20 protein-coding genes and 1 pseudogene are annotated in these 25687 nt (G+C 73.7%); 14 read left to right on the forward strand and 7 right to left on the reverse strand.

What is annotated here, in order from left to right:
* The first annotated feature begins 334 nt into the window (after positions 1 to 334).
* Both ABZ809_RS24310 and ABZ809_RS24315 read left to right on the forward strand, forming a co-directional pair.
* Positions 335 to 2128 (forward strand): hypothetical protein, encoded by a 1794-nt coding sequence (locus ABZ809_RS24310; RefSeq protein ID WP_357564882.1) that lies wholly within the window; start codon positions 335 to 337, stop codon positions 2126 to 2128.
* 57 nt (positions 2129 to 2185) lie between these two features.
* Positions 2186 to 3298, forward strand: a complete 1113-nt coding sequence (locus ABZ809_RS24315; protein WP_357564883.1) for a glycosyltransferase family 2 protein — start codon at positions 2186 to 2188, stop codon at positions 3296 to 3298.
* Positions 3299 to 3315: 17 nt separating this feature from the next.
* On the opposite strand, the gene ABZ809_RS24320 is transcribed toward ABZ809_RS24315, so the two are convergent.
* The 3 genes and pseudogenes from ABZ809_RS24320 to ABZ809_RS24330 form a co-directional block, all read right to left on the reverse strand.
* A complete protein-coding gene (locus ABZ809_RS24320) occupies positions 3316 to 6105 on the reverse strand; it encodes an ATP-binding protein (protein ID WP_357564884.1) in 2790 nt (929 codons plus the stop codon).
* A 744-nt stretch (positions 6106 to 6849) separates the two neighbouring features.
* Positions 6850 to 7236: pseudogene (locus ABZ809_RS24325) on the reverse strand (hypothetical protein); the annotation flags it as partial.
* 178 nt (positions 7237 to 7414) lie between these two features.
* Positions 7415 to 7774 (reverse strand): hypothetical protein, encoded by a 360-nt coding sequence (locus ABZ809_RS24330; RefSeq protein ID WP_357564885.1) that lies wholly within the window; start codon positions 7772 to 7774, stop codon positions 7415 to 7417.
* Between the two features lie 203 nt (positions 7775 to 7977).
* On the opposite strand from ABZ809_RS24330, the gene htpG reads away from it, so the two are divergent.
* From htpG to ABZ809_RS24390, 12 genes are all read left to right on the forward strand, one after another.
* Positions 7978 to 9891: a molecular chaperone HtpG gene (htpG, locus tag ABZ809_RS24335; RefSeq protein ID WP_357564886.1), complete on the forward strand. Its 1914-nt coding sequence runs from the start codon at positions 7978 to 7980 to the stop codon at positions 9889 to 9891.
* 604 nt (positions 9892 to 10495) lie between these two features.
* Positions 10496 to 11767, forward strand: coding sequence for a cytochrome P450 (locus ABZ809_RS24340; protein ID WP_357564887.1), 1272 nt, complete (start codon positions 10496 to 10498; stop codon positions 11765 to 11767).
* A gap of 260 nt (positions 11768 to 12027) precedes the next feature.
* Entirely contained in the window at positions 12028 to 12501 is a 474-nt protein-coding gene (locus ABZ809_RS24345) for a helix-turn-helix transcriptional regulator (protein ID WP_357564888.1), read from the forward strand.
* 179 nt (positions 12502 to 12680) lie between these two features.
* A complete protein-coding gene (locus ABZ809_RS24350) occupies positions 12681 to 15209 on the forward strand; it encodes a nitrate- and nitrite sensing domain-containing protein (protein WP_357564889.1) in 2529 nt (842 codons plus the stop codon).
* Positions 15210 to 15226: 17 nt separating this feature from the next.
* Complete coding sequence (locus ABZ809_RS24355; protein WP_357564890.1) at positions 15227 to 15631, forward strand: roadblock/LC7 domain-containing protein; 405 nt, start codon at positions 15227 to 15229, stop codon at positions 15629 to 15631.
* A 44-nt stretch (positions 15632 to 15675) separates the two neighbouring features.
* Positions 15676 to 16869 carry an ABC transporter substrate-binding protein gene (locus tag ABZ809_RS24360; RefSeq protein ID WP_357564891.1) on the forward strand — a complete coding sequence of 398 codons (1194 nt, stop codon included), beginning with the start codon at positions 15676 to 15678 and terminating at the stop codon, positions 16867 to 16869.
* On the forward strand, positions 16866 to 17759 hold the full coding sequence (locus ABZ809_RS24365; RefSeq protein ID WP_357564892.1) for a branched-chain amino acid ABC transporter permease: 894 nt from the start codon (positions 16866 to 16868) through the stop codon (positions 17757 to 17759). The genes ABZ809_RS24360 and ABZ809_RS24365 overlap by 4 nt, the downstream gene beginning before the upstream one ends.
* On the forward strand, positions 17756 to 18772 hold the full coding sequence (locus ABZ809_RS24370) for a branched-chain amino acid ABC transporter permease (protein WP_357564893.1): 1017 nt from the start codon (positions 17756 to 17758) through the stop codon (positions 18770 to 18772). Before ABZ809_RS24365 ends, ABZ809_RS24370 begins: the two co-directional genes overlap by 4 nt.
* Positions 18769 to 19512 carry an ABC transporter ATP-binding protein gene (locus ABZ809_RS24375; protein ID WP_357564894.1) on the forward strand — a complete coding sequence of 248 codons (744 nt, stop codon included), beginning with the start codon at positions 18769 to 18771 and terminating at the stop codon, positions 19510 to 19512. The genes ABZ809_RS24370 and ABZ809_RS24375 overlap by 4 nt, the downstream gene beginning before the upstream one ends.
* A complete protein-coding gene (locus tag ABZ809_RS24380) occupies positions 19512 to 20336 on the forward strand; it encodes an ABC transporter ATP-binding protein (RefSeq protein ID WP_357564895.1) in 825 nt (274 codons plus the stop codon). Before ABZ809_RS24375 ends, ABZ809_RS24380 begins: the two co-directional genes overlap by 1 nt.
* Positions 20317 to 21126, forward strand: a complete 810-nt coding sequence (locus ABZ809_RS24385) for a methyltransferase domain-containing protein (RefSeq protein WP_357564896.1) — start codon at positions 20317 to 20319, stop codon at positions 21124 to 21126. The genes ABZ809_RS24380 and ABZ809_RS24385 overlap by 20 nt, the downstream gene beginning before the upstream one ends.
* Positions 21127 to 21321: 195 nt before the next feature.
* Complete coding sequence (locus ABZ809_RS24390) at positions 21322 to 22239, forward strand: diacylglycerol kinase family protein (RefSeq protein ID WP_357564897.1); 918 nt, start codon at positions 21322 to 21324, stop codon at positions 22237 to 22239.
* Between the two features lie 23 nt (positions 22240 to 22262).
* Here the strand turns inward: ABZ809_RS24390 and ABZ809_RS24395 are convergent, their stop codons facing one another.
* Genes ABZ809_RS24395 through ABZ809_RS24410 form a run of 4 tightly spaced genes read right to left on the reverse strand, consistent with a single transcriptional unit; the run spans position 22263 to position 25687 of the window.
* Positions 22263 to 22976 (reverse strand): N-acetylmannosamine-6-phosphate 2-epimerase, encoded by a 714-nt coding sequence (locus ABZ809_RS24395; protein ID WP_357564898.1) that lies wholly within the window; start codon positions 22974 to 22976, stop codon positions 22263 to 22265.
* Positions 22970 to 23911 (reverse strand): ROK family protein, encoded by a 942-nt coding sequence (locus ABZ809_RS24400; protein ID WP_357564899.1) that lies wholly within the window; start codon positions 23909 to 23911, stop codon positions 22970 to 22972. Before ABZ809_RS24400 ends, ABZ809_RS24395 begins: the two co-directional genes overlap by 7 nt.
* The gene (locus ABZ809_RS24405; protein WP_357564900.1) at positions 23908 to 24750 is read right to left on the reverse strand and encodes a carbohydrate ABC transporter permease; all 843 of its coding nucleotides are present in this window, start codon (positions 24748 to 24750) and stop codon (positions 23908 to 23910) included. Before ABZ809_RS24405 ends, ABZ809_RS24400 begins: the two co-directional genes overlap by 4 nt.
* Positions 24740 to 25687: a sugar ABC transporter permease gene (locus tag ABZ809_RS24410; RefSeq protein ID WP_357564901.1), complete on the reverse strand. Its 948-nt coding sequence runs from the start codon at positions 25685 to 25687 to the stop codon at positions 24740 to 24742. Before ABZ809_RS24410 ends, ABZ809_RS24405 begins: the two co-directional genes overlap by 11 nt.

Genomic DNA, 25687 nt, shown 5'->3' on the forward strand with positions numbered 1-25687 from the left:
AACCCCTCACAACCCGCTGCGCCTTCCCCCCCCCCCCCCCCCGCCTCGGCGATCTTGCACTTTCTGCCCTTGCAAAGCCGGCGTATGCCGCGAATCATGGGCACAAAGTGCAAGATCGCGGAGGTGGGGCGGTGGGAGCGCGGCGGCGGGAGTGCGGGGCGGGGTGGAGTGTGTGGGAGGGCGTGGTCGGGGTTGGGTGCGGGTGGATCTTTGGGGAGGGTGGTGCGGTGGGTGGGGTGATAAGCCTGTAAACCGGACGTGTCGTGCGGGTTGCGTGGTGGTTTCGTGGGACGCGGATCGACATCACGCTCTGTATCGTGGATGATCTATCTTCATGACCACCGGGTCCACGGACGCCCGTCCGCCCGCTGAAACCGCCGACCACGACCACCAGGTTCCCGCCGCCGGGGACCCGGGCGGGAGGGACCGCTGGCGCTGGCTGCGACACGAATGGACGCTGGCGACACTCGGCGGACTGCTGTTGGCCGTGGTGTTCACGTGGCCGACGATGCGACATCCGGCGAGCACCGTGCCCGGCGACATCGGCGACCCGACGTTGCAGGCGTGGCAGATGGCCTGGGGCGGGCACGCCCTGTCCAGCAACCCGCTCGGCCTGTGGCACTCGAACACGTTCTTCCCCGAGAAGTACACGTTCGCCTACAGCGACACCCTGCTCGGGTACGCCCCGCTGGGGATGATCGGGTCGGGCTTCGAGGCCGCCCTGATCCGGTACAACGTGACGTACGTGCTGGTGCACGCGCTGGCGTTCGTCGGGGCGTACGCGTTGGCGAGGCAACTCGGGTCGGGCCGGCTGGGCGGCGCGGTCGCCGGGATCGCGTGGGCGTACGCGCCCTGGCGGTTGGCGCACGCCGGTCACCTGAACATCCTGTCCAGCGGCGGGATCGCGCTGTGCCTGGCGATGCTGGCCCGTGGTCACGGCTGGTCGTTGCGGCACGGGTACCGGCCGGAGCGGAGCCGGCCGGGCTGGGCGCTGGCGGGATGGCTGGTCGCCGCCTGGCAGGTGAGCCTGGGCTTCGGCATCGGGCTGCCGCTGGTGTACTTCCTGCTGGCCGTGGTGCTGGTCGGTGCCGGCTGCTACGGCTGGTCGTGGTGGCGGCGCGGGCAACGCCCCGAGTTCGGCCGGCGGCTGCTGGTCGCGGACCTGGCCGGTGGCGCCGTCTTCGGCGCGGCGACGCTGCTGCTGGGCCTGGTCTACCTGAAGATCGTCGACCTCAACCCGCAGGCCGTACGGACGCTGGACTGGACGGAGATGTTCTCCCCGCCGCTGATCGGGTTCATCACCGCACCGGCCGACTCGTGGTGGTGGGGCGAACGGCACGAGGTGGCCCGGCAACAGCTGTCCTGGCCGCCGGAGATGGCGCTGTTGCCCGGAATGACCCTGCTCGCCCTGGCCGTGGCAGGGCTGTTCGTCTCGGTGTATCCGGCCCGGCACCGGGTCGCGCTGGGGCTCGGCGTGCTCGGTACGGTGCTGCTCGGCCTGGGCGCCACCCTCGGCGGCGACGGTGACCCGGGCTACCTGACGCTGTCCAAGCACCTGCCGGGATGGGACGCGTTGCGTACGCCCGGCCGGATGATGCACTGGACCAGCCTGGTGCTCGCCGTGCTGGCGGCGGGCGCGGTGACGGTCCTCGCCGAGGCGGTACGGCGATGGTCGGTCCGGGGCGCACTCCGGTTCCTGGCGCCGGTGCTCCTGCTGGTGCCGTTGGCGCTGGTCGCGGTGGAGGGAGTCAACCGGACGGCGCATCCGGTGGTCCCGCCCCCGCCGGCCGCGATGCGTACGGTGGCGGCGGTGGAGCCGACCCTGGTGCTGCCCGCCGGTGGCATCGTGGACCTGATCTTCATGTTGTGGACGACCGACGGGTTCCCCCGGGTGACGAACGGCCTGGCCGGGTTCGAACCCGCCACCCAGGCGCAGACCCGGGCCGCGACGGCGACCTTCCCCGACGCGGGCAGCGTGGCCTATCTGCGCAGCATCGGGGTGCGGTCCGTGGTGGCCCTGCCGGGCTGGGCCGCGGGGACGCCGTGGGAGGGCATCGCGGCCCGGCCGATCGACGGCCTGGGCATCACCCGGGAGGAGATCGATGGTGTGCTCGTCTACCGCCTGTGACCAGGTGAGCGCCCGGCGCCGAGGCGCCGGGCCTCGCCCGGTCCCGGGCCGGGCGGGGTGACGGGCGTGCGCCTGTCCGTGGTGGTGCCCTGTTTCAACGAGGAAGCGTCGGTGGAGCGGCTGCACGCGGCGGTGACCGCCGCGACCGCTGAACTGTCCGACGTCGACATCGAGGTGGTGTACGTCGACGACGGCAGCGAGGACGACACCCTGGTGGCCCTGCGCCGCCTCGCGGCCACCGATCCGTCCGTGCGCTACACGTCGCTGAGCCGGAACTTCGGCAAGGAGGCGGCGATGCTGGCCGGCCTGGAGCGGGCCACCGGGGACGCGGTCGTCATCATGGACGCCGACCTTCAGCATCCGCCGCGGCTGCTGCCCGAGATGGTGGCGCTGTACCGGCAGGGTTTCGACCAGGTGATCGCCCGCCGGGACCGGCGTGGCGACCGGTTCCTGCGGATGCTGGCCACCCGCTCCTTCTACCGCGTGGTCAACTGGTGGATCGACGTGCGGCTGCTGGACGGGGCGGGCGACTTCCGGCTGCTGTCCCGCCTCGCCGTGGACGCGGTGCTGGCGATGCCGGAGTACAACCGCTTCTCCAAGGGGCTGTTCTCCTGGATCGGCTTCCGGACGGTGGTGGTCGCGCACCGCAACGAGACCCGGCAGGCGGGCCGGAGCAGGTGGACGTTCGGCAAGCTCTTCAACTACGCGTTCGACGGTCTGCTGTCGTTCAACAACCGGCCGTTGCGGCTGGCCATCTACGGCGGCCTGTTCCTCACCCTCATCGCGGTGGTCTACATGGCGTGGGTGGTCGCCGACGCGGTCAGCAAAGGCATCGACGTTCCCGGCTACACCACGATCATCGTCAGCGTGATCGGGCTCGGCGGCATCCAGATGACCATCCTGGGCGTGATCGGTGAGTACATCGGCCGGATCTACTACGAGACCAAGCGCCGGCCGCACTACCTGGTCCAGGAGACCGAGGACCTGGTCACCGAGCCCGGGGACGCCCCCCGGGTGCCGGCCCAGCCGGCGGGGCGGGCCCGGCAGGGTGCGCCGGCCCGCGAGGACCTCTCCCGGCACCGCTCGCTGCGCCGCGCCGCCGACGCGTCCCTGGCGGGCGAGGCACGGGAGCGGCGGGAGGACGAGGAGTTCCGCGCCGATCGCGGTTGACCCGCCTGCCGCGCCGCTCAGGACGCGGGCGGCAGCCGGCGTTCGATGGTGACGGTGGTGCCCTCGGCGGTGGAGAACATCCGCACGTCGCCGTACGCCTTCATCAGCGTGGCGCCGCGTCCCCGGTCCATGGCCGGCCGGCGGTCCCGCCAGGTGCCGAAGTCGCGCACGGAGATCCGCACCGTGCCGTCGGCCACCCGCAGCCGCACCCGGACCTCGGGCCGCGTCGGGCGCTGGGCGTGCTCGACGGCGTTGTTGACCGCCTCGGAGGCGGCCAGCAGCAGGTCCTCGACGGTGTCCGGATCGAGGTCGAGGGACTCCAGCGAGGCCCGCACGTTCCGGCGCATCGCGGCGGCCGACGTGGGCCGCGACGGGTACGTCCACCCGGTGTCCAACGCGGTCGGGTGTGCCGGTGCCGCCCTCTCGCCCCCGTCCCGTGCTCCGTGCCCGACCGGGGGCGTGATGCCCGGCGCGACCGCCGGGACGTCGACCACGGGGTCCGTACCGGCCGGGAAGGCCGCCCCGGCGGAGTCGTCCGCCTCCGGCGCCGGGTCGGCCGGGCGGCGCTGCGGGGTGCGGGCGCGGATCAGGGCGGCCCGGATCCGGGCGATCAGTTCGGTCGCCGCGAAGGGCTTGACGACGTAGTCGTCCGCGCCCAGGTCGAGTCCCGCCGCGCTGGCGTCCCCGCCGGCGCGGGCGGAGAGCACCACCACCGGCAGCCCTCGGGTGCCGGCCTGCGCGCGCAGCCGGCGGACCAGCTCGAAGCCGTCGACGTCGGGCATCATTACGTCGGTGAGCACCAGGTCGGGCCGTGCCCGGTGGATCGCCGCCAGTGCCTGCCGGCCGTCACCGACGGTCTCCACCCGCCAGCCCTGTCCGGTCAGCAGCCGGGCCAGGTAGGCGCGCATGTCGGCGTTGTCGTCGGCGACGAGAATGCGCGCGTCCCGCAGCGCCTCCACCGCACCGTACGCCGGCGACGGCGGGCCGGCCGGCGCGGACGCCGCCGCCCGGGCCGGGTCGGTCAGCCAGCCGGCGGCCTCGCGGGCGGCGGCCCGGGCCGCGTCCCCGGTCCCCGCCACGTCCGTCACCGGCCCGGCGGCCCGGCCCGCGGCGGACCAGGGCAGCGCCACGGTGAACGTGGTGCCCGCCCCGACCTCGCTCTCCACCCGCACGTCGCCGCCCTCGAGGCGGGCCAGCTCGCGGACCAGGGCGAGCCCGATGCCGGTGCCCTCCATGCTGCGCGACCGGACGCCCCGTACCCGGTGGAACCGTTCGAAGAGCCGGGGCAGGCTCGCCTCGCCGATGCCGATGCCCGTGTCGGCGACGGTCAGCCGCACCTCCTCGTCGTCGGCCGCCAGGCCGACCCGGATCCGGCCGACGAACGTGTACTTCAGCGCGTTCGACAGCAGGTTGGTGACGATCCGTTCCCAGTTGACCGGGTCGACGCGGACCGGGCGGGGCAACGGCGGACAGTCGACCTCCAGCCGCAGCCCGGCGCGTTCGACGGCCGCCCGGAAGACCCCGGCCAGGTCGGCGGTGAGCCCGGCCAGGTCGACCTCGCGTGCCTCGCTGTGCCCCTGCCCGGCCGCCAGGCTGGAGAAGGTGAGCAGGCTGTTGACCAGCGTGAGCAGCCGGGTGGCGTTGCGCCAGGCGGTGTCGACGCGCTCCCGCTGCGCCGCCGGCAGGGGGTGCTCGTTGTCGTTGAGCGCGTCGGCCAGCGGGCCGAGCATCAGTGTCAGCGGCGTGCGGAACTCGTGGCTGACGTTGGTGAAGAAGCTCGTCTTGACGCGGTCCAGCTCGGCGAGTGCCTCGGCCCGCCGCCGTTCCTCCTCGTAGGCCCGCGCGTTGCGCACGGCGACGGCCACCTGCTGGGCCAGCAGCGCGAAGAACGACCGGTACGCCTCGTCCAGCCCGCGGTTGGGGCTCACCCCGGCCACCAGCACCCCGAGCGGCTGGCCGGCCTCGGCCGAGGGCAGCGGCAGGGCCAGGGCCGTGTGGACCGGGTCGCCCCAGGGGCCCCCGGGCAGGGTGAGCCGCTGGGCGACACCCGTCACCTCGGTCGTCGTGCCGGTGGCCGCCGCCGGCAGCCCCCACCCACCTTCCCCGCCCGTGGGCAGCGTGTCCGGCAGGGCCTCGGCCACCGGCTCGCCGCCGACCCAGGCGGCGCGGCGCAGCAGCCGCCCCTCGCGCAGGTAGATTGCGGCGAACGGGACGTCCGACGGGTGGCCGCCGAGGGCCTCGGTGAGCCGGGCGCAGGTGCTCGCGACGTCGACGGTCCGCCCGTCGCCGCCCAGGGACACGTCGCGCAGCAGGCGTAGCCGGCGTTCGCCGACGACCTGGTCGGTGACCTCGCTGCACACGGTGAGCACGCCCACCGTGCGGCCGTCGTCGTCGCGGGCCGGGGCGTGCGAGACGCTGAAGTACGCCTCCTCGCGGTAGCCGGCCCGGTCGAGCAGCAGCCGCAGCGCGGGCACCCAGCTGGCCACCCCGGTCGCCATCGCCTCGTCGATCAGGGGGGCCAGCACGTCCCAGCCCTCGGCGAGGGTGACCCGGACGTCGTCGCCGAGCGCGCCGGGATGCTTGTCGCCGATCAGCGCCGAGTACGCGTCGTTGTAGAGCTGGGTGAACCGGTCGCCCCACAGCAGCAGCATCGGGTAACGGGAGGAGAGCAGCATCCGTACGGCCGCGCGCAGGCTCTGCGGCCAGTCGTCGACCGGGCCGAGCGGGGTGGCCGCCCAGTCCAGCCGCGCCATCAGCCGCCCGGTCTCCCCGCCGTCGGCGAACAGGTCTCCCGTGGGCCGCGTCACCCTCGGTGGCCCCTCATCGCAGCCCTCACTTCCGGGCCGGACGACCCTTGCCCGATGCCCCTTGCTGGTGTTATCCGCACATCCTGGCACCCGGCCCAAGCTGCGCGTCCGCCGGCACCCCAGCCGCTCTCCGTACCCGGGCAACCGCCCTCCGACACCTCTCCGCCCGGATCCGGGTCGCCGGCTACCGACGGCGGCGGGGTAGCGCCGCTGCGCCGCCGGGCACGGTTGCGGGAACGGCGGCGTGGACGCCCGCGCCGGTGCGGCGTCGCCTCATCCGGGTGCGGGCGGTGGTGGTCAGCCCTGGTCGGCCGCCCGGCGGCGCAGCAGCGCGACCGCCTCGTCGACCAGGCCGCGTTCGGTGAGCAGCGTCAGCAGCAGCGGCAGGTGCCGCCAGTCGCCGCCGTCGACCGCCTGCCGGAGCAGGCCGATCGCCTCGTCGGGCCGGCCCCGGGCGGCCAGCAGGGTGGCCAACTCGTCGCGGGCGCGCGGATCGCCCTGCTCGGCGGCGACCCGCCAGTAGCGCTCGGCCTCGTCGGTGTCGCCCTGTGCGGCGAGCAGTGCGGCGAGCCGGGCGGCGGCGTGCCAGTCGCCGTGGTCCGCGCGGACCCGCAGCTCGGCCGTCCGTCCCCGGTCGGCCAGCAGATCGACCAGGACGCTTCCGGCCCCGTTCGCGCCGGCCCGGTCGAGGTCGCGCAGGTAGCCGGTCGGATCGGGCACCGCCACCAGGCCGGTGGACTCGGAGCCGAAGAAACGGCTGCCGCCGAACTCCCGCCGGAGCTGGTCGTCGAGGTCGTCGGCGATTGCGATCATGGCGCGCAGGGCCAGCAGCAGGTGGGTGGGGGCGAAGTCCTGCCCGAACACGGGGATGGACGCCCAGACGGTGTCCCCGGTGCAGTAGACGCGCCCCACCACGAGGCCGTTGGTCAGGTCGGAGAGCCGCCGGTACAAGGACTCGGTCGGTTCGACGCCGGTGAGCAACGGGGAGAAGACGTCGACCAGCGGCGGGTCGTCCTGCGCCCGTACGAAGATCATGGCTGATCCGGCGCGGATGCCGACGTCTCCGTCGGCGTCGACCCGTAGCTGGTCGGGGGTGATGCCCAGGACGCCGGCCAGTACGGTCCTGACCCGGTGGGTCAGCTTCCCGTCGCCGTCGTCCCCGGGGTGGGGGAGCGGCCCGGTGACCCGGCCGGCCACCGGCCGCGCGGCCAGCGCGGCGGCGAGCCTCGTCCTGGCCCGCAGGGGGACGGTCGCGCTCGTGGTGGCCGGCCGGGCGGCCAGCGCGGCGACGAACCTGCCCAGCAGGCTCTCACGCGCCGTCATCGTGCTCGCCGCTCGGGCCGTCGTTGCCGGCGTCGGTCGGCCGGTCCGCCACCCGGACCTGGTCGAACATCTTGGCGATCACCAGCGGCGCCGCGACTCCGAAGGTGAAGCTGGCGAACGCCGTGGTGGCCAGGCCACCCGCCCCGGCCGCGGCGGCGAGGCCGGTGCCGGCCACGGTCCTGAGCAGCACCGCGAACACGACGATCGGCGCGTCCCGCCGGTCCCGCCACGGCCACTGCCACCGGCCCCCGGACTCGCTGGTCGGGCGCATCATCCCGGAGAGGTTCAGCGCCTCGGCCACCGCGCTGCCGACCAGTCCCCACATCGCGGCCATCCATAGAGACACATCCCCACCGTACTGACCGCCCGAACCGGCGGTCGCACCAGCCTCGGCTCTTCCGGCGGCGACGGCGACGCCATCTGCGACGGTACGGCCCCGGGGCAACGGGCGGCCGTCGACGGGCCGCGGTCCCGTCGATCCGTCGTCGGCGACGGCTCGTATCCTTTCCGTGTACCCGCGGTGGGCTTACGAGGAAGAAAGGACACGGTGTGAGCAACCAGGCCGAGACGTTGGAGTTCCAGGCCGAGGCGCGTCAGCTGCTCCAGCTGATGGTCCACTCGATCTACTCGAACAAGGACGTCTTCCTGCGTGAACTGATCTCGAACGCGTCGGACGCGCTGGACAAGCTGCGCCTGGCGTCGCTGGTCGACAAGGAGTTGGAGGTCGACACCTCCGACCTGCACGTCGAGATCGAGGTCGACAAGGCGGCGCGCACACTGACCGTCCGGGACAACGGCATCGGCATGTCCCGCGACGAGGTCGTCCAGGTGATCGGCACGATCGCCAAGTCCGGCACCGCCGAGCTGCTGCACAAGCTGCGCGAGTCCTCCGACGCGGGGGCGCGGCAGGAGCTGATCGGCCAGTTCGGCGTGGGCTTCTACGCGGCGTTCATGGTCGCCGACCGGGTGGAGCTGGTGACCCGCCGTGCGGGGGAGAGCGGCGGCACCCGGTGGGAGTCGGCCGGCGAGGGCACCTTCTCCGTCGAGCCGGTCGAGCAGGCGCCGCAGGGCACCTCGGTGACCCTGCACCTCAAGCCGGCCGACGACGAGGACAGCCTGCACGACTACACCGCCGAGTGGACGATCCGGGAGATCGTCAAGCGCTACTCCGACTTCATCGCGTGGCCGATCCGGATGACCGTCGAGCGCCCCGGCGAGGGCGACGAGACCAAGACCGAGACCCAGACGCTCAACTCGATGAAGGCGCTCTGGGCCCGGCCGCGCGACGAGGTCGACGAGGCCGAGTACAAGGAGTTCTACAAGCACGTCAGCCACGACTGGGCCGACCCGCTGGACATCGTGCACATGAAGGGCGAGGGCACCTTCGAATACGAGGCGTTGCTCTTCATCCCCTCGCACGCCCCGCTGGACCTGTTCGCCCCGCAGGGCCGCCGCGGCGTGCAGCTCTACGTCAAGCGCGTCTTCATCATGGACGACTGCGAAGCGCTCATGCCCAACCACCTGCGCTTCGTCAAGGGCGTCGTCGACGCGCACGACCTGTCGCTGAACATCTCCCGGGAGATCCTCCAGCAGGACCGGCAGATCCAGGTCGTCCGCCGCCGGCTGGTCAAGAAGATCCTGGCCACGGTCAAGGACATGAAGGCCAACCACGCCGAGCGTTACCGGACCTTCTGGACCGAGTTCGGGGCTGTGGTCAAGGAGGGCCTGATCGACGACACGGAGAACCGGGACACCCTCCTGGAGATCCTCTCGGTCGCCTCCACCCACGACCCGGCCGAGCCCACCGACCTCGCCGGCTACGTCGGCCGGATGAAGGAGGGGCAGGCCGACATCTACTACGCCACCGGCGACTCCCGCTCCATGATCGAGAATTCGCCGCACATGGAGGCGTTCCGCGCCAAGGGCTACGAGGTGCTGCTGCTCACCGACCCGGTCGACGAGGTGTGGATCGAGCGGGTCGGCGAGTACGACGGCAGGCCCCTGCGTTCCATCGCCAAGGGGCAGGTCGACCTGGACACCGAGGAGGAGAAGAAGGAGGCCGAGGCCGAGCGCGAGCAGCAGCGCCAGGACTTCGCCGACCTGCTCTCCTGGATGGGCACCACCCTCGCCGACTCGGTCAAGGAGGTCCGCCTCTCGTCCCGGCTGACCACCTCGCCCGCCTGCGTCGTCGGCGACGCGCAGGACATCACCCCGACGCTGGAGAAGATGTACCGGGCGATGGGGCACGAGGTGCCGTCGGTCAAGCGGATCCTGGAGCTCAACCCCGGGCACCCGTTGGTCGCCGGGCTGCGCAAGGCGCACGAGCAGGGTGGCACCGAGGAGCCGCTGAAGGAGACCGCCGAGCTGCTCTACGGCCTGGCGTTGCTCGCCGAGGGCGGGGAACTGGCCGACCCGTCGCGGTTCACCCGCATCCTCGCCGATCGCCTCGCCCGCACTCTGTGACACCGGGGCCGGGCCGGCCGGTGGATCGTCGCCGGCCGCCCGGCCCGACGTGAGCGTGTGGCTCGCGTCGGCTGGTCGTGAGCCCGCCGCGTCGGCTGGTCGTGAGCCCGCGTGCCGGCGGGAGTGCGCGCCGGCGCGGCGGGGCGGGCCGTTCGTCCCGGGCCCGTCGCGTTCGTACCGAGGATCTTCCTTCCGGCACTGGACCGTCCCGCTCTCGAAAGCGGGACGACGCCATTTCTGGCGCGGTGTGTAAGTCGACCGGTGCGCCATGCCGGGCGGGTGATGGTCGAGGACGGACGCATATCCGCTCGGCTGTGGCCGACACGCGGGCGGGCCGGCCGATCTAACGGCCCGATGCTCGCAGCCGGGTCGTTTACCCTGTTCATCGCCACTGTCAGTGGGCAAGGGGCATCTCGCAAGTTGCAGGACGAGGCGGCGGGCGCGGCGTCGAGGTCTTCATAATCGCGTATCTCTACATTGAAGGACGCTGATATTGACTTGATCCCGGAATGGGCGCACCGTGAAAGGCGTCCGGCGATTACCCGGGGGCCTCGGTGGTCGTCCGGCTAATTGGTCCGCTGTCATGGCACTCCAGGAGGCGGTCATGCGATTGGATCCGTTCGTGGGGGCTTATCTCACCGATCCCGCACAGGTGTGGCGGCGGCTTCTCGCCGATCCTGAGCGCGTGCACCACGATCCGGACCTGGGGTTGTGGTTGATCTCGCGGCACGCCGACGTCCGCCGCGCGCTCGGTGACACCGAAGCCTTCGGCAACGCGCTCACCCTCGCCCCGATCTATGACGTCTGCCCGGACGCGATGGGGATCCTCGCGCAGCTCGACGCGCCACCCACCACCGCCGCCGCGGATCCCCCCGTGCACCCACGGACCCGCCGGGCGCTGCGGGCGACCTTCGCCAACACCGCCGAGCGCGTCGAGCACCGCTACGGCGCGATCGTCCAGCGCCGGGTCGACGAACTGGTGTCCCGGCTCGTCGCCCACTCCGGCGGGCGGGCCGACCTCGTCGGCGCGTTCACCGCCGAGTTGCCCCTGCTGGTGCTGCTCGACATCCTCGGCGTGCCGAAGGGGGACATCGGGCGGGTCAGGGCCTGGGGGGACGGCCAGATCGCGTTGATCTGGGGCCGCCCGGATCCGGCGGAGCAGGTGCGGCTCGCCCGGGGCCTGTTGGAGTTCTGGCACTACTGCCAGCGGTTGGTCCGCGCCCGGCTCGACGGCGCCCGGCGCGGCGAGGACTACGTCAGTCAGCTGCTGGCGTACCGCGACGGCGACGACGGGGTGCTCACCACCGCCGAGGTGTCGAGCATCGTGTTCAACCTTCTCGTCGCCGGGCACGAGACGACGGCCGGGTTGCTCGCCCACGCGCTGGACCAGGCGTTGTCGAGCCCGGGCCGGTGGCGGGAACTCGGCGAGGATCCCCGGCGGATCCCCGCGTTCCTGACCGAGGCGCTGCGGTTCGCGCCCGCCATCGACGGCTGGCTGCGGGTGACCCGTCGGTCGGTGACCATGGGGGGCGTCACCGTTCCGGCGGGAGCACGCTGCCTGCTGCTGATCGGCGCCGCGAATCGGGATCCGGCGGTCTTCGCCTGTCCGGAACAATTCGATCCGCACCGGCCTGACGCGGACGCGCACCTTTCGTTCGGGTACGGTCCCCATTTCTGCATCGGTGCGGCACTGGCGCGACTGGAGGCGCGAGTGGCGCTGACCCGGCTCGCCCAAGCAATTCCCGGCCTGCGCCTGGCGGCCGGCCATCACCGTTCCTACAAGGTCAATGCCGCCTTCCGGGCGCACCGGAGCCTGCCCGTGGTCATCGATGCCGTCGCATCGTCCGACGGCCCGGCGACGCCTGTCGCCAGCTGACCGGAGGTCGCGCGGTGACGCTCCGGTGGTACTCCTGGTGGGCCGGCTGGTGGCGCGCGGGCTCCCGGTGGGTGCGCGCGAACCCCGTGGGCCGCCGGGGCCGGACGGCGGCCCCGGGCGCCGGTGACTACTTTCTGAAGTCGCATCTTCACACTTGTCGGGTTGTGGGTTAAGAATTGTCCCCTGCGAATGCCCGGTCATCGCCCAACGTCGATTGACGCCGATGTCGATTCCGTCGTCGGCGTCGCGAAGGTGAACACATGGATCGCACACCCCCGCCAAGTGTCACCGGCTCCGGTGCCATGCACCGGTTCCGCTCCGAACTGCGTGCCTGGCGTGTCCGGCAGGGGTTGACCCAGCGGGCCCTGGCGGAGCGGGTGCGGTTCAGCCGCGAGACGGTCGCCGCGGTCGAGTCGGGCCGCCGGTACGGCAGCCACGAGTTCGCTGTCCGCTGCGACGAGGTGCTCGGCACCGACGGTCGCCTGGCGGCGCTGTGGCCGCAGGTGGCGCAGGAGCAGTTGGCGGCGGACGGTCGCCGGGGCCCCCGGTCCGGCGACGTGGAGCGGCCCGGCCCGACCGTCGCGGCGCCGGTCGTCCGGCGCGACGCCCGCGATCCGCAGGCGGTCGTCGCGGCGATCGACGAGTTGCGGGAGCTGATCGGTCAGGTGCTCGGCGGCCAGCCGGAGGCGGATGTCCCACCGCGTCCGTCGGGCGGGCGGTCCGGGCGGTCCTGACCTGCGGCGGGACCGCGACGGCGGGGTGGGGGCGGCGCTGCCGAGGCTGGGTACAGATGGTGGTACGAGCCGTTTGTACCACCGTCAGGTCTGGTCTGCGGGCTCGGGTTCCGGCCGAATGAGACGTGCAAACGGCAAGGTGCGCACTGGCCGTCTTAGATGAGTCGCGGGAGTCAGTCTTGGCGTCGAGCACAAGGTCCCACGCGGCCCGACCCTACCCGACCAGCCGCCGCAGCTGGAAGATCGCCACCCGGATGCGCCTCATCGTCGCGGCCCCGCTGGTCGCCGTCATGGGATTCGCCGGCCTCGCGCTGACCGAGAGCGCCCGGCAGACGACCCGCGCGAGCGAGCTGGGGCTGCTGGCGCACCTCGGCGCCGAGGCGGGCGACCTGGCCCACCGGCTGCAACGCGAGCGGGTGGTCGCCGCAGACCTGCTGAGCCGGGGCGGGACGGAGCAGCAGGAAGCCTTCGTGGACGCCACCAGGGCCACCGACGACGCCGTTGCCCGCTACCGCGGGCAGCGGACGCGGGTGCCTTCCGGACCCGACCCCAGCAGGACCGCGCTGCAACGGATCGACCTGGCGCTGGAGGATCTACCGCCGCTGCGCGCGCAGGTGCGGACGGCGGCGCACGCCTCGGTCTCGGCGATGACGTTCAGCTACCGGATTGCGATCGCCGACCTGCTGAGCCTCCGCGAGAGCATCACCCTCGGGGCGGTCAACGCCCGGGTGGCGGACGGCATGCGGGCCTCGGCGGCGCTGTCCAAGGTGGCCGAGGCGGCGGGCCAGCAGCAGGTCGCCGTCCTGCGCGCGGTCACGGTCGACCAGCTCACGCCCGCCATGCAGCAGGACATCACCGCCGCCCGATCCGGCTTCACCGAGTCCAGCCTGTCCTTCCTGGCGCTCGCCCGGCCCGCCTGGCGGGGCTGGTGGGAACAGGCGGGCAGCGGCGAGGACGCCCTGCTGTTGCAGCGACTGCAGGACGAGGTGTCGAGGACCCGGGCGGGCAGCCGGCTGCGGCTGGACCCGGGAGAATGGATCTCCGCGACCCAGCAGTGGTCCGTCCGCCTGGCCGAGCTGCGCCAACGGGTCGACGCGGCGGTGCTCGACGACATCCGGTCCGCCCACGCCGACCAGCGGCGGCGGACGGCGGTGGAGGCCGCCGCCGTGGTGGCGGCCCTGCTGCTCACGGCGCTCGTCACCTGGGCGGTGGCCCGGCAGATCACGCGGCGGCTGCGCCGGCTGCGGGACGCGGCGAACGCCGTCGCGTTCGAACGGCTGCCACAGGTGGTGGCCCGGCTCCAGCATCCCGACAGCTCGTCGGTCGACCCCGACGAGCTGGCCCGCCGGGAGACCACGGACGCGTTGGAGCCGTCCAACGGCGACGAGATCGGCGAGGTGGGAAAGGCCTTCGCCGCCGTGCACCGGGCGGCCGTGCGTACCGCGGCCGAGCAGGCGGTCATGCGGGCCAACACGGCCGACATCTTCATCCACCTCAGCCGCCGGGAGCAGCGGCTGGTCGACGCGGTACTGGCACAGGTCGACAGGGTCGAGCGGGACGAGACCGACCCCGAACGACTCGACCAGCTGTACACGCTGGACAACCTGGCCACCCGGATGGGGCGGATCAACGCGAGCCTGCTCGTGCTCGGCGGCGTGGGGGTCGGCCGGGTACGCCAGCACGACGTGCCGTTGCAACAGGTGTGCCAGGCCGCGCAGAGCCAGATCGAGCACTACGCGAGGATCCGCCTCGGCATGGTCGACGGCGACGTCGCCGTCGCGGCCGACTCCGTCGACGAGGTCGTGCACCTGCTGGCCGAGCTGATGGACAACGCCACCGGATACTCCTCGCCGGGAACGGAGACGTGGGTGACCGGCCGCAGCCTCGGTGACCGGGTGATCGTCCAGGTCAGCGACGAGGGCGTGGGGCTCTCCCCGCAGCGGCGCCAGCAGCTCAACGACCTGCTGGCCCGGCCGCCGGCCATCGACGTCGCGGCGGTGCGGGCGATGGGCCTGGTCGTCGTGGGACAGCTAGCCGCCCGGTTGGGCGCGGCCGTCCAGCTCCGTCCCGGCCCGCGCCGCGGCACCATCGCCGAGGCGGCGCTCCCGGCGTCGATCATCCGTCCTCTGCCACCGCAGGAGTTCCTGCTCACCCCCACCCGGCCGTCCCGGCGCGTGGCGCGGACCACGCTCGCCCCGCCGCCGTACCCGGCAAGCCCGCAGCCGTCACCGCGCCCGACGGGCCCGGAGTCGTCGCCGCACCCGACCGGTCCGCAGCCGTCACCGCACCCGACCGGTCCGCAGCCGTGGGCCGGGCGGTCGGCGGCCGACCTGGGGCCGCCGGTGGTGCCAGAGTTCCGCCCCACCCCGGCGCGGTCCGGGCCAGCCGCCGATACCACCCAGGAACTCGTCATCTTCGAGCAGGTCAACCACTGGTTCCACGCCGGTCACGGCGGCCCGGACGGGGCCGGGTGGGCCAGCCCCGCCGACGACGCCTGGCGCACCGCAGCCCGGGCCGACGCGCCCGAGGTCGTCGCCACCACCGCCTCCGGCCTGCCCCGGCGTCAGCCCCAACAGCACCTGGTGCCCGGCGGCGTCACCGTGCCGCAGCAACGCTCCGAGTACCGAGACCCGGCCCAGGTGGCCACCGCGATGGCCGCGTACGCGCGGGGAGTCACCGGCCGCCGGCCCCACCTGATCAACAACTGACCCGACAGGGAGAACACGTGACCGACCACCAGGATCTCGGCTGGCTGCTGGACGCCTTCGCCGAGCGCGCCACCGAGGTCAGCCATGCGATCGCGATCTCCAGCGACGGCCTGATGGTGGCCGCCACCCGCGGCCTCCCGCCCGACCGGGCGGACCAGCTGGCGGCGACCGGCAGCGGCCTGGTGAGCCTGCTCCGGGGCGCCGCGGCCTTCTTCGACGCCGGCGCGGTGATCTCCAACGTCACCCAGCTCGAGGGGGGCTTCATGTTCTCCATGGCCTTCAACGACGGCGCGTCCCTGCTCGTGCTCGCCGACCCGCAGTGCGACGTCGGCAAGGTCTCCTACGAGATGACCGAGCTGGCGAACCGCATCGGCGACGCGCTGACCCCGGCGGCCCGGGCGGCACTCGGCCGCAGCCGCTGACACCCGGCGTCCCCGCCGGAACTTCCATATCCCCTGGAGAAGACATGCCTCTCAGCACCCCCGGGCGCAGCCGTGCCCGCGTCGCGGCCCTGCTCGCGCTCGTCCTGGTCGCCACGGCCTCCTGCGCCGACGGCGAACGGGACGCCGGTACCACCGGATCGATCAAGATCGGCCTGCTCGCGTCGCTCTCCGGCACGTACCAGGCCGTCGGCAAGGAGATCCGCGCCGGCTTCGAGCTCTACCTGAGCACCCACGACGGCAAGCTCGGCGGCCGGCAGGTGGAGCTCGTCGTCGCCGACGAGGGCAACGGCGCCGCGACCGCGGTGCCCGCCGCCACGAAGCTGCTCAAGCGGGACCGCGTGGTCGCGTTGACCGGCGTCGTCGGCGGCGGGTCGGTGGCGGCGGTCTACCCACTGCTGAACGAAGCGAAGGTGCCGTTCGTCGGCTCGAACGGGCGGCCGGAACTGAAGGACGTGTCCCGGATCTGGCACACCTCGTACCTCTCCGACGAGCCCGGTGAGGCGATCGCCCGGCACGTGCGCGACAACGTCAAGGGCAGCGTCTACGCCATCGGCCCCGATTACCAGGGCGGCTGGGACGAACTGCGTGGTTTCACCGACGCGTTCGTCGCGGCCGGCGGCACGCTGGCCAACCCCGACGGCAAGACCACCTTCACCCCGTTCCCGGCGACCACCAACTTCACGCCGTACTTCGCCCGGATCAAGGCCTCCGGCGCCGACGCCGTCTACACCTTCTACGCCGGCAGCGCGGCCGTCGACTTCGTCAAGCAGTACGCGCAGTCGGAGATCAAAGACCTGCCGCTCTACGCCGCCGGGTTCCTGACCGAGGGCGGGGTGCTCGACGCCCAGGGCGAGGCCGCCCGGGACGTGTACTCGGTGCTCAACTACTCGCCCGACCTGGACAACGCGGAGAACCGCGCCTTCGTGGCCGCCTGGAAGGCGAAGAACGACGGCTCCCCGACCACGTACGCCATGGCCTCCTACGACGCCGCGGCGGTGCTGGACCGGGCCATCGCGGCGGCCGGGGACGACCCCACCCCCGAGAGCGTCAACGCGGCCATCGGCCAGCTCGGCCAGATCGCCAGCCCGCGCGGCACCTGGCAGTTCTCCCCGACCACGCACGCGCCCGTGCAGAAGTGGTACCTGCGCCAGGTGCGCCAGGACGGCCGGGCGCTGTCCAACACCATCGTGGGTGACCTCGCGACCGTCGGCGGGTGAACGCCGTGGCGGTCGACTTCCGGATCGACCCGTACCTGGTCCCGGCCCTGGACGGGGTGGCCTACGGGCTGCTGGTCTTCGTGGCGGCCGCGGGGCTGGTGCTCTGCTTCGGCGTCGCCGGCATCCTGAACCTGGCCCACGGCACCCTGTACGCCATCGGCGGCTACACGGCCGCCGCGCTGCTGGACGGCGGGTGGCCGAGCCTGCTGCTGGCACTGGCCGTCGGGGTCGTCGCCGCCACCGCGGCCGGGGCGCTGGTCGCCGGGCTGCTGACCCGGGTCGCCGCGCGCAGCCACCTCACCCAGGCGCTGCTGACGTTCGGGGTGGCGCTGGTCGGGGGCAGCCTGCTCGTCGGGGCGTTCGGGCCGGACGACCCCCCGGTGCGGGTGCCGGCGGCGCTGGACGGGTCGGTGGCCGTGGCCGGGCACCGCTACGCGGCCTACCGGCTGGTCTTCATCGTCGTCGCCGGCGTGCTCGCCGTGCTGCTGCACCTCGCGGTGCGCCGCACCCGGGCCGGGATGCTGGTCCGGGCGGCCGTCGACGACGCCGAGATGGTGGCCGTGCTCGGCGTGAACCCGGCGTGGATCCGCGTCGGCGTGCTCGCCGCCGCCGGGGCGCTGGCCGGTGCCGCGGGTGTGCTCGGCGCGCCGATCATCGGCCCCGGACCGGACACCGCCGACGCGGTGCTGCTGCTGTCCCTGGTGGTCGTCGTCCTCGGCGGGCTCGGGTCGATGACCGGCACCCTGCTCGCCGCCCTGGCCGTCGGGCAGATCCAGACCCTCGGGGTGGCGCTCGTCCCGTCGGCCGCGCCGTTCCTGCTCTTCGCCGCCATGGCCGTCGTCCTCGCGGTGCGGGCGCGGGGTCTGGCCACGGCGCGGAGGGCGTCGTGAGGGACGAGGCGGTACGCGCGCTACGGCGCGTCGTCGCCGCGATCGTCCTGGCCGGCCTGGTCCTGGCGCCGTGGGCGGTCGACGACTACACCGCGGCGCTGCTCGCCCGTACGCTCGCGTTGGGCCTGGTGGGCGTGAGCGTCGCGCTGCTCACCGGCGTCGCCGGGCTGCCCACCCTGGGGCAGACCGCGCCCTACGCGGCGGGCGCGTACGCGAGCGCGGTCGTCGGCAGCCGGCTCTCCGACGTGGGGGTGGCGCACCTGGCCGTCGCGGCGGTGGCCGGGGCGGCGCTGGCCGCGGCGACGGTCCCGCTGGTGGTGTCCGCCCGGGGCGTGATCGTCCTGATGATCACGCTGGCGGTCGGCGAGCTGGCGGTGATCGTCGCCGGGCGGTGGCGTTCGGTCACCGGTGGCACCGACGGGCTCGCCGGGGTGCCGCCGGTGCGTCCCCTGTGGGGGCTGCCGGTGCTCGCCACCGACCGGGCGCGCTACCTGTACGTCCTGGTTGTCGTCGCTGTGCTGGTCGGCGCGGTGCTGCTGATCCTGCGTACCCGGGCCGGTCTGCTGCTGCGTGCCCGCCGCGACGACGAGGCCCGGCTGCGGGCCAGCGGCCACCGGGTGCCGGCGCAGGTGGCGGCCGTGCACGTGGCGGCGGGAGCGGTCGCGGGCGCCGCGGGCTCGCTGCTCGTGGTCGCCCAGCAGTTCGTCTCGCCGGCCGACTTCGGCTTCGACACCTCCGCCCTGCTGCTGCTCGGGGTGGTGGTCGGCGGCGCCGCGTCGATCGGCGGCGCCCTGGTCGGCGCGGTGATCGTCATCGCCGCCCGGGACTGGCTCTTCGGCGTGCTGCCCGGGCACGCGCCCCTGGTGCTGGGCCTGGCGTTCGTCGTCACCGTCTACCTGTTGCCCGGCGAGACGCACCGGTCGGGACTGCGCAGCCGGCTGCTCCCGGGGTCGCCGGCACGACCGGCCGGCGCCGGCACGGAGCGACCGGAGCCGACGGGAGTACGCGCATGACGCCGCTGCTGTCCGCCCGGGGTGTCACGGTCCGGTACGGGGCACTGGCCGCGCTGGACGGCGTCGACCTGCGCGTCGAGTACGGCCAGCGGCACGCCCTGATCGGGCCCAACGGCGCCGGCAAGACCACCCTGCTCGACGTGCTCGCCGGGGCGACCCGGGCGGGCGCCGGCCACGTGTCCCTCGCCGGCCGGGACGTCACCCGGCTCGGGCCGGCCGCCCGGGCCCGGCGGGGCGTCGGCCGGATACACCAGCGTCCCGCCGTCTGGTCGACCCTGACCGCGACCGAGAACGTGGTGGTCGCCGCGCTTCCGCACGTGGTGCGGCCCGGCCGGTGGCGGCCGGGCGCGCGGCGCCCCGCCGCCGAGCGGGCGGCGGGCGCCTGGCTGGACCGGGTCGGCCTCCGCGAGGTCGCGGCGGTCCCCGCCGGCCAGCTCGCCCACGGGCAGCGCCGACAACTGGAGATCGCGATGGCCCTGGCCGGCCGGCCACGCCTGCTCCTGCTCGACGAGCCGGCCGCCGGGCTGTCCGCCGTGGAGGTCGGCCGGCTGGTGGAGTTCCTGCGGGTCCTGCCGCGCGCCGTCGCGGTGCTGCTGGTCGAGCACCGGCTGGACCTGGTCTACGCGCTCTGCGACCAGGTGAGCGTGCTGCGGGACGGCCGGACGGTGGCAACCGGCACGCCGGCTGAGATCCGTGCCTCCGGAGAGGTCCGGCAGGCCTACGCGGAGGGGATGCCCTGATGCTGCGGACGGAGCGGCTCACCGCCGGATACGGCGGCGGGATCGTGCTGCACGAGGTCACCCTCGACGTCGCTGCCGGCACCGTGCAGGCGGTGGTCGGTCGTAACGGCGCCGGCAAGACCACCCTCGTGCACACCCTCGCCGGGTTGGTGCGGCCCCACGCCGGGCGGATCGAGATCGGCGGCGTGCAGGTCGCCGGTCGGCAGCCGCACCGGATCGCCCGGTGCGGGGTGGGTCTCGTCCCGCAGGGCCGGCGGGTCTTCTCCCGGCTGACGGTCGCCGAGCACCTGGCCCTCGCGGCGACGCCGTGGCGGGCCGCGACGCCCGGCGGTGAGGGCTGGACGGTCGCCCGGATCCTGGAGCTGCTGCCCCGGCTGGCGGCCCGGCTGCGCCATCGCGGCGACCAGCTCTCCGGCGGCGAGCAGCAGATGCTGGCGATAGCCCGGGCGCTGCTCGGCCAGCCCCGGGTGCTGCTGCTCGACGAGCCGTGCGAGGGCCTGGCCCCCGAACTCGCCGCCCGGATGCGTGACCTCGTCGTCGGGCTGGCCGGCACCGGGCTGACCGTGCTGCTCGTCGAGCAGCAGCTCCCGCACGCCATCGAGATCGCGGACCGGATCGCGGTGCTCGAGTACGGCCGGGTGGTCTACGACCGACCGGTGGCCGAGGCCCGCGCCGAGCCGGGCCGCCTGGCGGCGATGCTCAGCGTCGCCTCGGCCGGGGAACCGCCGGCTTCCCGACCAGCGCCCGGGCTCTGGCCCGGTTCCGCGCGCCTGACCCGACCAACTCCGACAGGAATGAGCGACGATGCCGACAGGCGGCCCTGACACCGAGTACACCTTCGACAACGGCGCGCCCGAGGCGGTGCCCCAGTTGCGGGCGCTGGAGTCGTTCCTGGACCCGATCACGGCGGCCCGGATCGGCGCTCCGGTGCTCGCCCCGGGCGCCGTGTGCTGGGAGATCGGCGCCGGCGGCGGCTCGGTCGCCCGGAGCATGGCCGAGGCGGTCGGCCCGCGGGGACGGGTGCTCGCGACCGACATCGACACCGCGCACCTCGCCCCGGCGGCCAACCTCGACGTCCGCCGGCACGACGTGCGCACCGAGCCCCCGCCCGGGGACGCCTTCGACCTGATCCACGCGCGGTTGGTGCTGCTGCATTTGCCGCAGCGGCGGCACGTGCTGAGGACGTTGGCCGGCGCGCTGGGCCCGGGCGGGTGGCTGGTGGTCGAGGAGTTCGACTGCACCGCGCCGCTGCGCGTGCTGACCGCGCCGAGCGACGACGCGGCGAAGCTCTTCGCCCAGGTGACGGACGCGATGCTCGGCATCCTGCAGAGCCACGGCGCGGACCTGGCCTGGGCGCAGGACGTGCACGCGCACCTCGTGTCGGCGGGGCTGGTCGAGGTCGACACGGTCATCCACTCGCAGAGCTGGCCCGGCGGCTCGGTCGGCGCCTCGCTGTACGAGACGAACTCCCGGCAGTTGGAGCCCGAGCTGATCGAGGCGGGGGTGTCACCCGGCCAGCTGGAGGCGTTCCGCAGGCTCCTGCGCCATCCAGGATTCGCCGTGCTGTCGTACCAGTTCGTGTCCACCCGGGGCCGGCGGCCGGCGCGACGGTGAGGCCGGGCCATCCCCCCTCGCCCGTATCCCACCCGCACCGGCCGCCCCGACCGGTCGGCGGGGCGCGTCCCGTGGCGCCCCGCCGACCGGCCACACTCGTGGCCGACCGCCGCCGGTCTCCGGTCGAGGTCCGGGTGACCGAACTCTCCCGCCCACGGGCGTGGCATCCGCCCGGGCTGGGTATCACCGGCGGCCATGAGCACGAGCAGCGCGACGACCGCCACCCGGGTGGGCACGGTCGCGGTCGTCGCCCACCGCAAGAAGACCCTCGGCGGCGGCCTCGACGAGCTGCGTGCCGAGCTGGCCGCCGCCGGGGTCGAGCGGCTGATCTGGTACGAGGTGCCGAAGAGCCGCAAGGCGCCGAAGAAGGTCCGCAAGGCGTTGCGCAAGGGCGCCGAGCTGATCTTCGTGTGGGGTGGCGACGGCATGGTGCAGCGCTGCGCCGACGCCCTCTCCGGCTCCGGCACCGCCATGGCCATCCTGCCCGCGGGCACCGCCAACCTCTTCGCCGCCAACCTGGGCATCCCCGAGGACCTGCCCGAGGCCGTCCGGATCGGCCTGCGCGGCCCGCGCCGCACCCTGGACCTCGGCAGGATCAACGGCGAGCACTTCGCCGTGATGGCGGGCGCCGGCTTCGACGGTGACCTGATCCGGGAGGCCGACCGGAAGCTCAAGGGCAGGCTCGGCCGCCTCGCGTACATGTGGACGGGGCTGCGGCACGTCCGTGGGGAGCTGGTGCGGACCCGGATCACCGTCGACGGCGCGGACTGGTTCGACGGCGAGGCGAGCTGCGTGCTCTTCGGCAACGTCGGCACGATCACCGGCGGCATCCCGGCCTTCGACGACGCCCGCCCCGACGACGGCTGCCTGGAGATCGGCGTGTCCACCGCCAACGGTGCGGTCGACTGGGCGCGCACCCTCGGCCGGATGGCCGCCGGCCGCTCGGAGGAGTCGCCGTTCGTGCGGATCACCCGGGGCCGGAAGGTGAAGGTACGCCTCGCCGCCCCGCGCACGTACGAGCTGGACGGCGGCGCCCGTGGCGAGACCACCCGGCTCAAGGTGCGGGCGGTGCCCGGGGCGCTGACCCTCTGCTGCCCCGGACCCGCCGCCTGAGCCGGCGCGCCGTGGGGAATCGGCTACCCCCGGCGTACCCCGTTCGCCACGCCCGTGCGGCGGGTGGCCGCGACGAGCCGGCGGGTGATCCATAGCGGTGAGGTGACGGCGTTGCCCAGCACCACCGCGTGGGCGCCGGCCGCGAAGGCCTGGTCGATCTGTTCCGGGCTCCGGTACCGGCCCTCGGCGATCACCGGCACCGACAGGAGCGCGGCGAGCCGGGCGACCAGCGGCAGGTCGGGGCCGTCGCCGGGCGGGCTCGACGGCGTGTAGCCGGACAGCGTCGTGGCCACCGCGTCCGCGCCGTCGCGCACGGCGGCCACCCCCTCCTCGGCCGTGGCGACGTCGGCGAGGACCAGCGCGTCGGTGCGTTCCCGGACCGCGCGGACCGTGTCGGCGAACGTCCGTCCGTCCGGCCGGGGTCGGTCGGTGGCGTCCACGGCGACGATGTGCGCCCCGGCCACGGCGACGTCGACCGCGTGCGTCGCCGTCGGGGTGATGAACACCCCGTCCTCGCCCTGCTTGTCCAACCCGATGACCGGTACGTCGACGGCGGCGCGGATCGCCGCCACGTCGGCGGTGCCGTTGGCCCGGATGGCCACCGCGCCACCCCGTGCCACCGACGCGGCCACCCGGGCCTGCACGTACGGGTCGCGCATCGGGTCGTCGGGCTCACCGGGCAGCGGCTGGCAGGAGATCACCAGGCCACCGGCCAGGTCGTCGAACACACTCACCATCTCGTCCTCTCGTCGTCGCCCACGGTCGGTGCGCCGCCCGCGACACCGGCGAGCCGGGCCGCGCCCACCACGACCGCGTCGGCGCCCAGCGTCGCGGCGAGCAGGGGCACGTCCGCCCAGGCCGCGGGCAGTTCGGCGGTGAAGGCGGCGCGGGCGCCCGGCAGCAGGGTGTCGGCGGCCCCGCCCGCCACCAACACCGCCTGCGGGTCGAGCACCGCGACCAGGCCCGCGAGGGCCCGGCCGAGGGCGGTGGCGGCGCGGTCCACCACCTGTCGGGCGGCCGGTTCGCCGGTCGCCGCCCGTTCGGCCACGGCCTGCCCGGTGATCCGGAGGCCGGTCTCCAGCGCGTACGCGGCGGACAGTCCCGTGCCCGAGGCGATGCCCTCCAGGTGCCCGGGCCGGCCGCACCCGCAGCGCAGCCGCTCGGCGCCGGTCGCCGGCAGGTGCCCCACCTCGCCGGCGGCGCCCCGGGCGCCGGTCGCCAGCCGGCCGGACTGGACCATGGCGCCGCCGAGGCCGGTGCCGGCGGCGACCAGCAGCAGGTGCGTCCGGCCCCGTCCGGCGCCCACCCAGGCCTCGCCCAGCGCGGCGGCGTTGACGTCGTTGGTGACCAGGACCGGCCGGCCCAGCCGCTCGCCCAACTCGTCGGCGACCCGGGTACCCGACCAGCCGGGCAGGCTGTCGGTGGCGTACCGGATGGTGCCGGTGGCCGGATCGACCGTGCCGGCGGTGCCCACGCCGACTCCACCGGTGCCGGCGTCGTCGAGCAGTTCCCGGGCGAGCCGCGCGGCGGTGTCCAGCACGGCCGCGGGGCCCGATTCGGCGGGGGTGGGCGCCCGGCGCCGCCCGAGCACCCCGCCGTCCGGTCCGACCAGCGCCGCCGCCGTCTTGGTGCCGCCGATGTCGACGCCCACCAGCGGGGCCGGCGCCGTCACCCCTTGAGCCCGGTGTGCGCCAGCCCTTCGACGAACTGCTTCTGGGCGATGACGAAGACTGCCAGCACCGGCAGCGCGGTCATCGACGCCGCGGCGAGCTGGACGTTCCACATCGGGCCGCCGTAGGCGTCGACGAACTGGGTGAGCGCCTGGGGCAGGGTGAACTTCTCCGGCGAGGAGAGGAACACGATCGGCTCCAGGTAGAGGTTCCAGCTGTGCAGGAACGTGAAGATCGCGACGGCGCCCAGCGCGGGGCGGGACAGCGGCAGGGCGATCTTCCAGAACGTCGCGAAGCGGCCCAGCCCGTCGACCCGCGCCGCCTCCTCCAACTCGGTGGGGAGGCTGATGAAGAACTGCCGCATGATGAACGTCGCCAGGACGCTCGGCGCGCCGAGGATCGGCACCAGGATCAGCGGCCAGTGGGTGTCGACCAGGCCCAGCTTGAAGAACATCTGGAACAGCGGGACGATCGTCACCTCGCTCGGGATGAGCAGGCCCGCGAGCACCACCAGGAACAGCACGTTCTGGCCGCGGAACCGGATCCGGGCGAAGGCGTACCCGGACAGCGCGGCCACGGCCAGCGTGCCCACGGTGACCACCAGCGCGATGTAGAGGCTGTTCAGGTACTGCTGGCCGAACGGCTGCAACTCGAACACCCGCTGGTAGGCGTCGAGCTTCGGGCTCGTCGGCAGCAGTTGGGGCGGGAAGCTGAAGATGTCGGCGATCGGCTTCAGCGAGGAGGTGACCATCCACCAGGTCGGGAAGACGAACGGGACCGACAGGACCAGCAACACCCCGTAGAGCAGCAGCTTGGTCCGGCGCGACAGATCACGATTCATGGTGGACCCACCTCTTACGCATCTGCCACTGCAGCACGGTGAGCGCGAGCACGATGGCGAACAGCACGATCGACAGCGTGGCCCCGTAGCCGAAGTGGTGGAACTGGAACGCCTGCTGGTAGAGGTAGTAGACGAGCACCGTGGTCGAGGTGCCCGGCCCGCCCTGGGTGAGCACCGCGATCTGCGCGAAGACCTGCAACGAGCCGACCACCGTGATGATCGAGGTGAGCAGGATCGTCGGGCTGATCAGCGGCACGGTGATCCGCCAGAACTGGCGCATCCGGCTGGCCCCGTCGACCTCGGCGGCCTCGTACAGCTCCGCCGGCACGCCCTGCAGGGCGGCCAGGAACAGCACCATGTTGAGGCCGACGTTCTTGAACACCTGCACCACGATCACCGAGAGCATGGCGGTGCCCTCACCGCGCAGCCAGTTCGGCCCGTCCACGCCGATGGTGTCGAGCAGGCCGTTCACGCCGCCGTTGTCCTGAAGCAGGAACCCCCACACGATGGTCCAGGCCACCAGCGAGACGACCACGGGGGAGAAGAACAGGGTGCGGAACAGGATCGTCCCGCGCAGCTTCTGGTTGAGCAGGACGGCCAGCAGCAGCGCCAGCGCGAGGTTGAACACCACCAGGCCGACGGAGAACAGGCCGGTGGCCCGCAGCACCGAGCCGAGGTTGGCGTCGTCGGCGAGGGCCGAGTAGTTCTCGGCGCCGACGAACTCGAACGTGCCGGCCAGCACGTTCCACTCGTGCAGGCTGTACCAGACCACCAGGATCAGCGGCAGGATCACGAAGACGGCGCTGCCGAACAGCTGGGGAGCGATGAACAGGTAACCGGTAAGCTGGTCGCGGCGGCGGCTGGTCCAGTACGGCCGCGACCCGGCCCGGGTGGGCGGGGCCGCGGCCCCGCCCACCCTGGTGTCCGTCTGGGACAT

It is taken from the genome of Micromonospora sp. NPDC047074, from assembly GCF_040643815.1.
In the GTDB taxonomy this organism is placed as follows: domain Bacteria; phylum Actinomycetota; class Actinomycetes; order Mycobacteriales; family Micromonosporaceae; genus Micromonospora.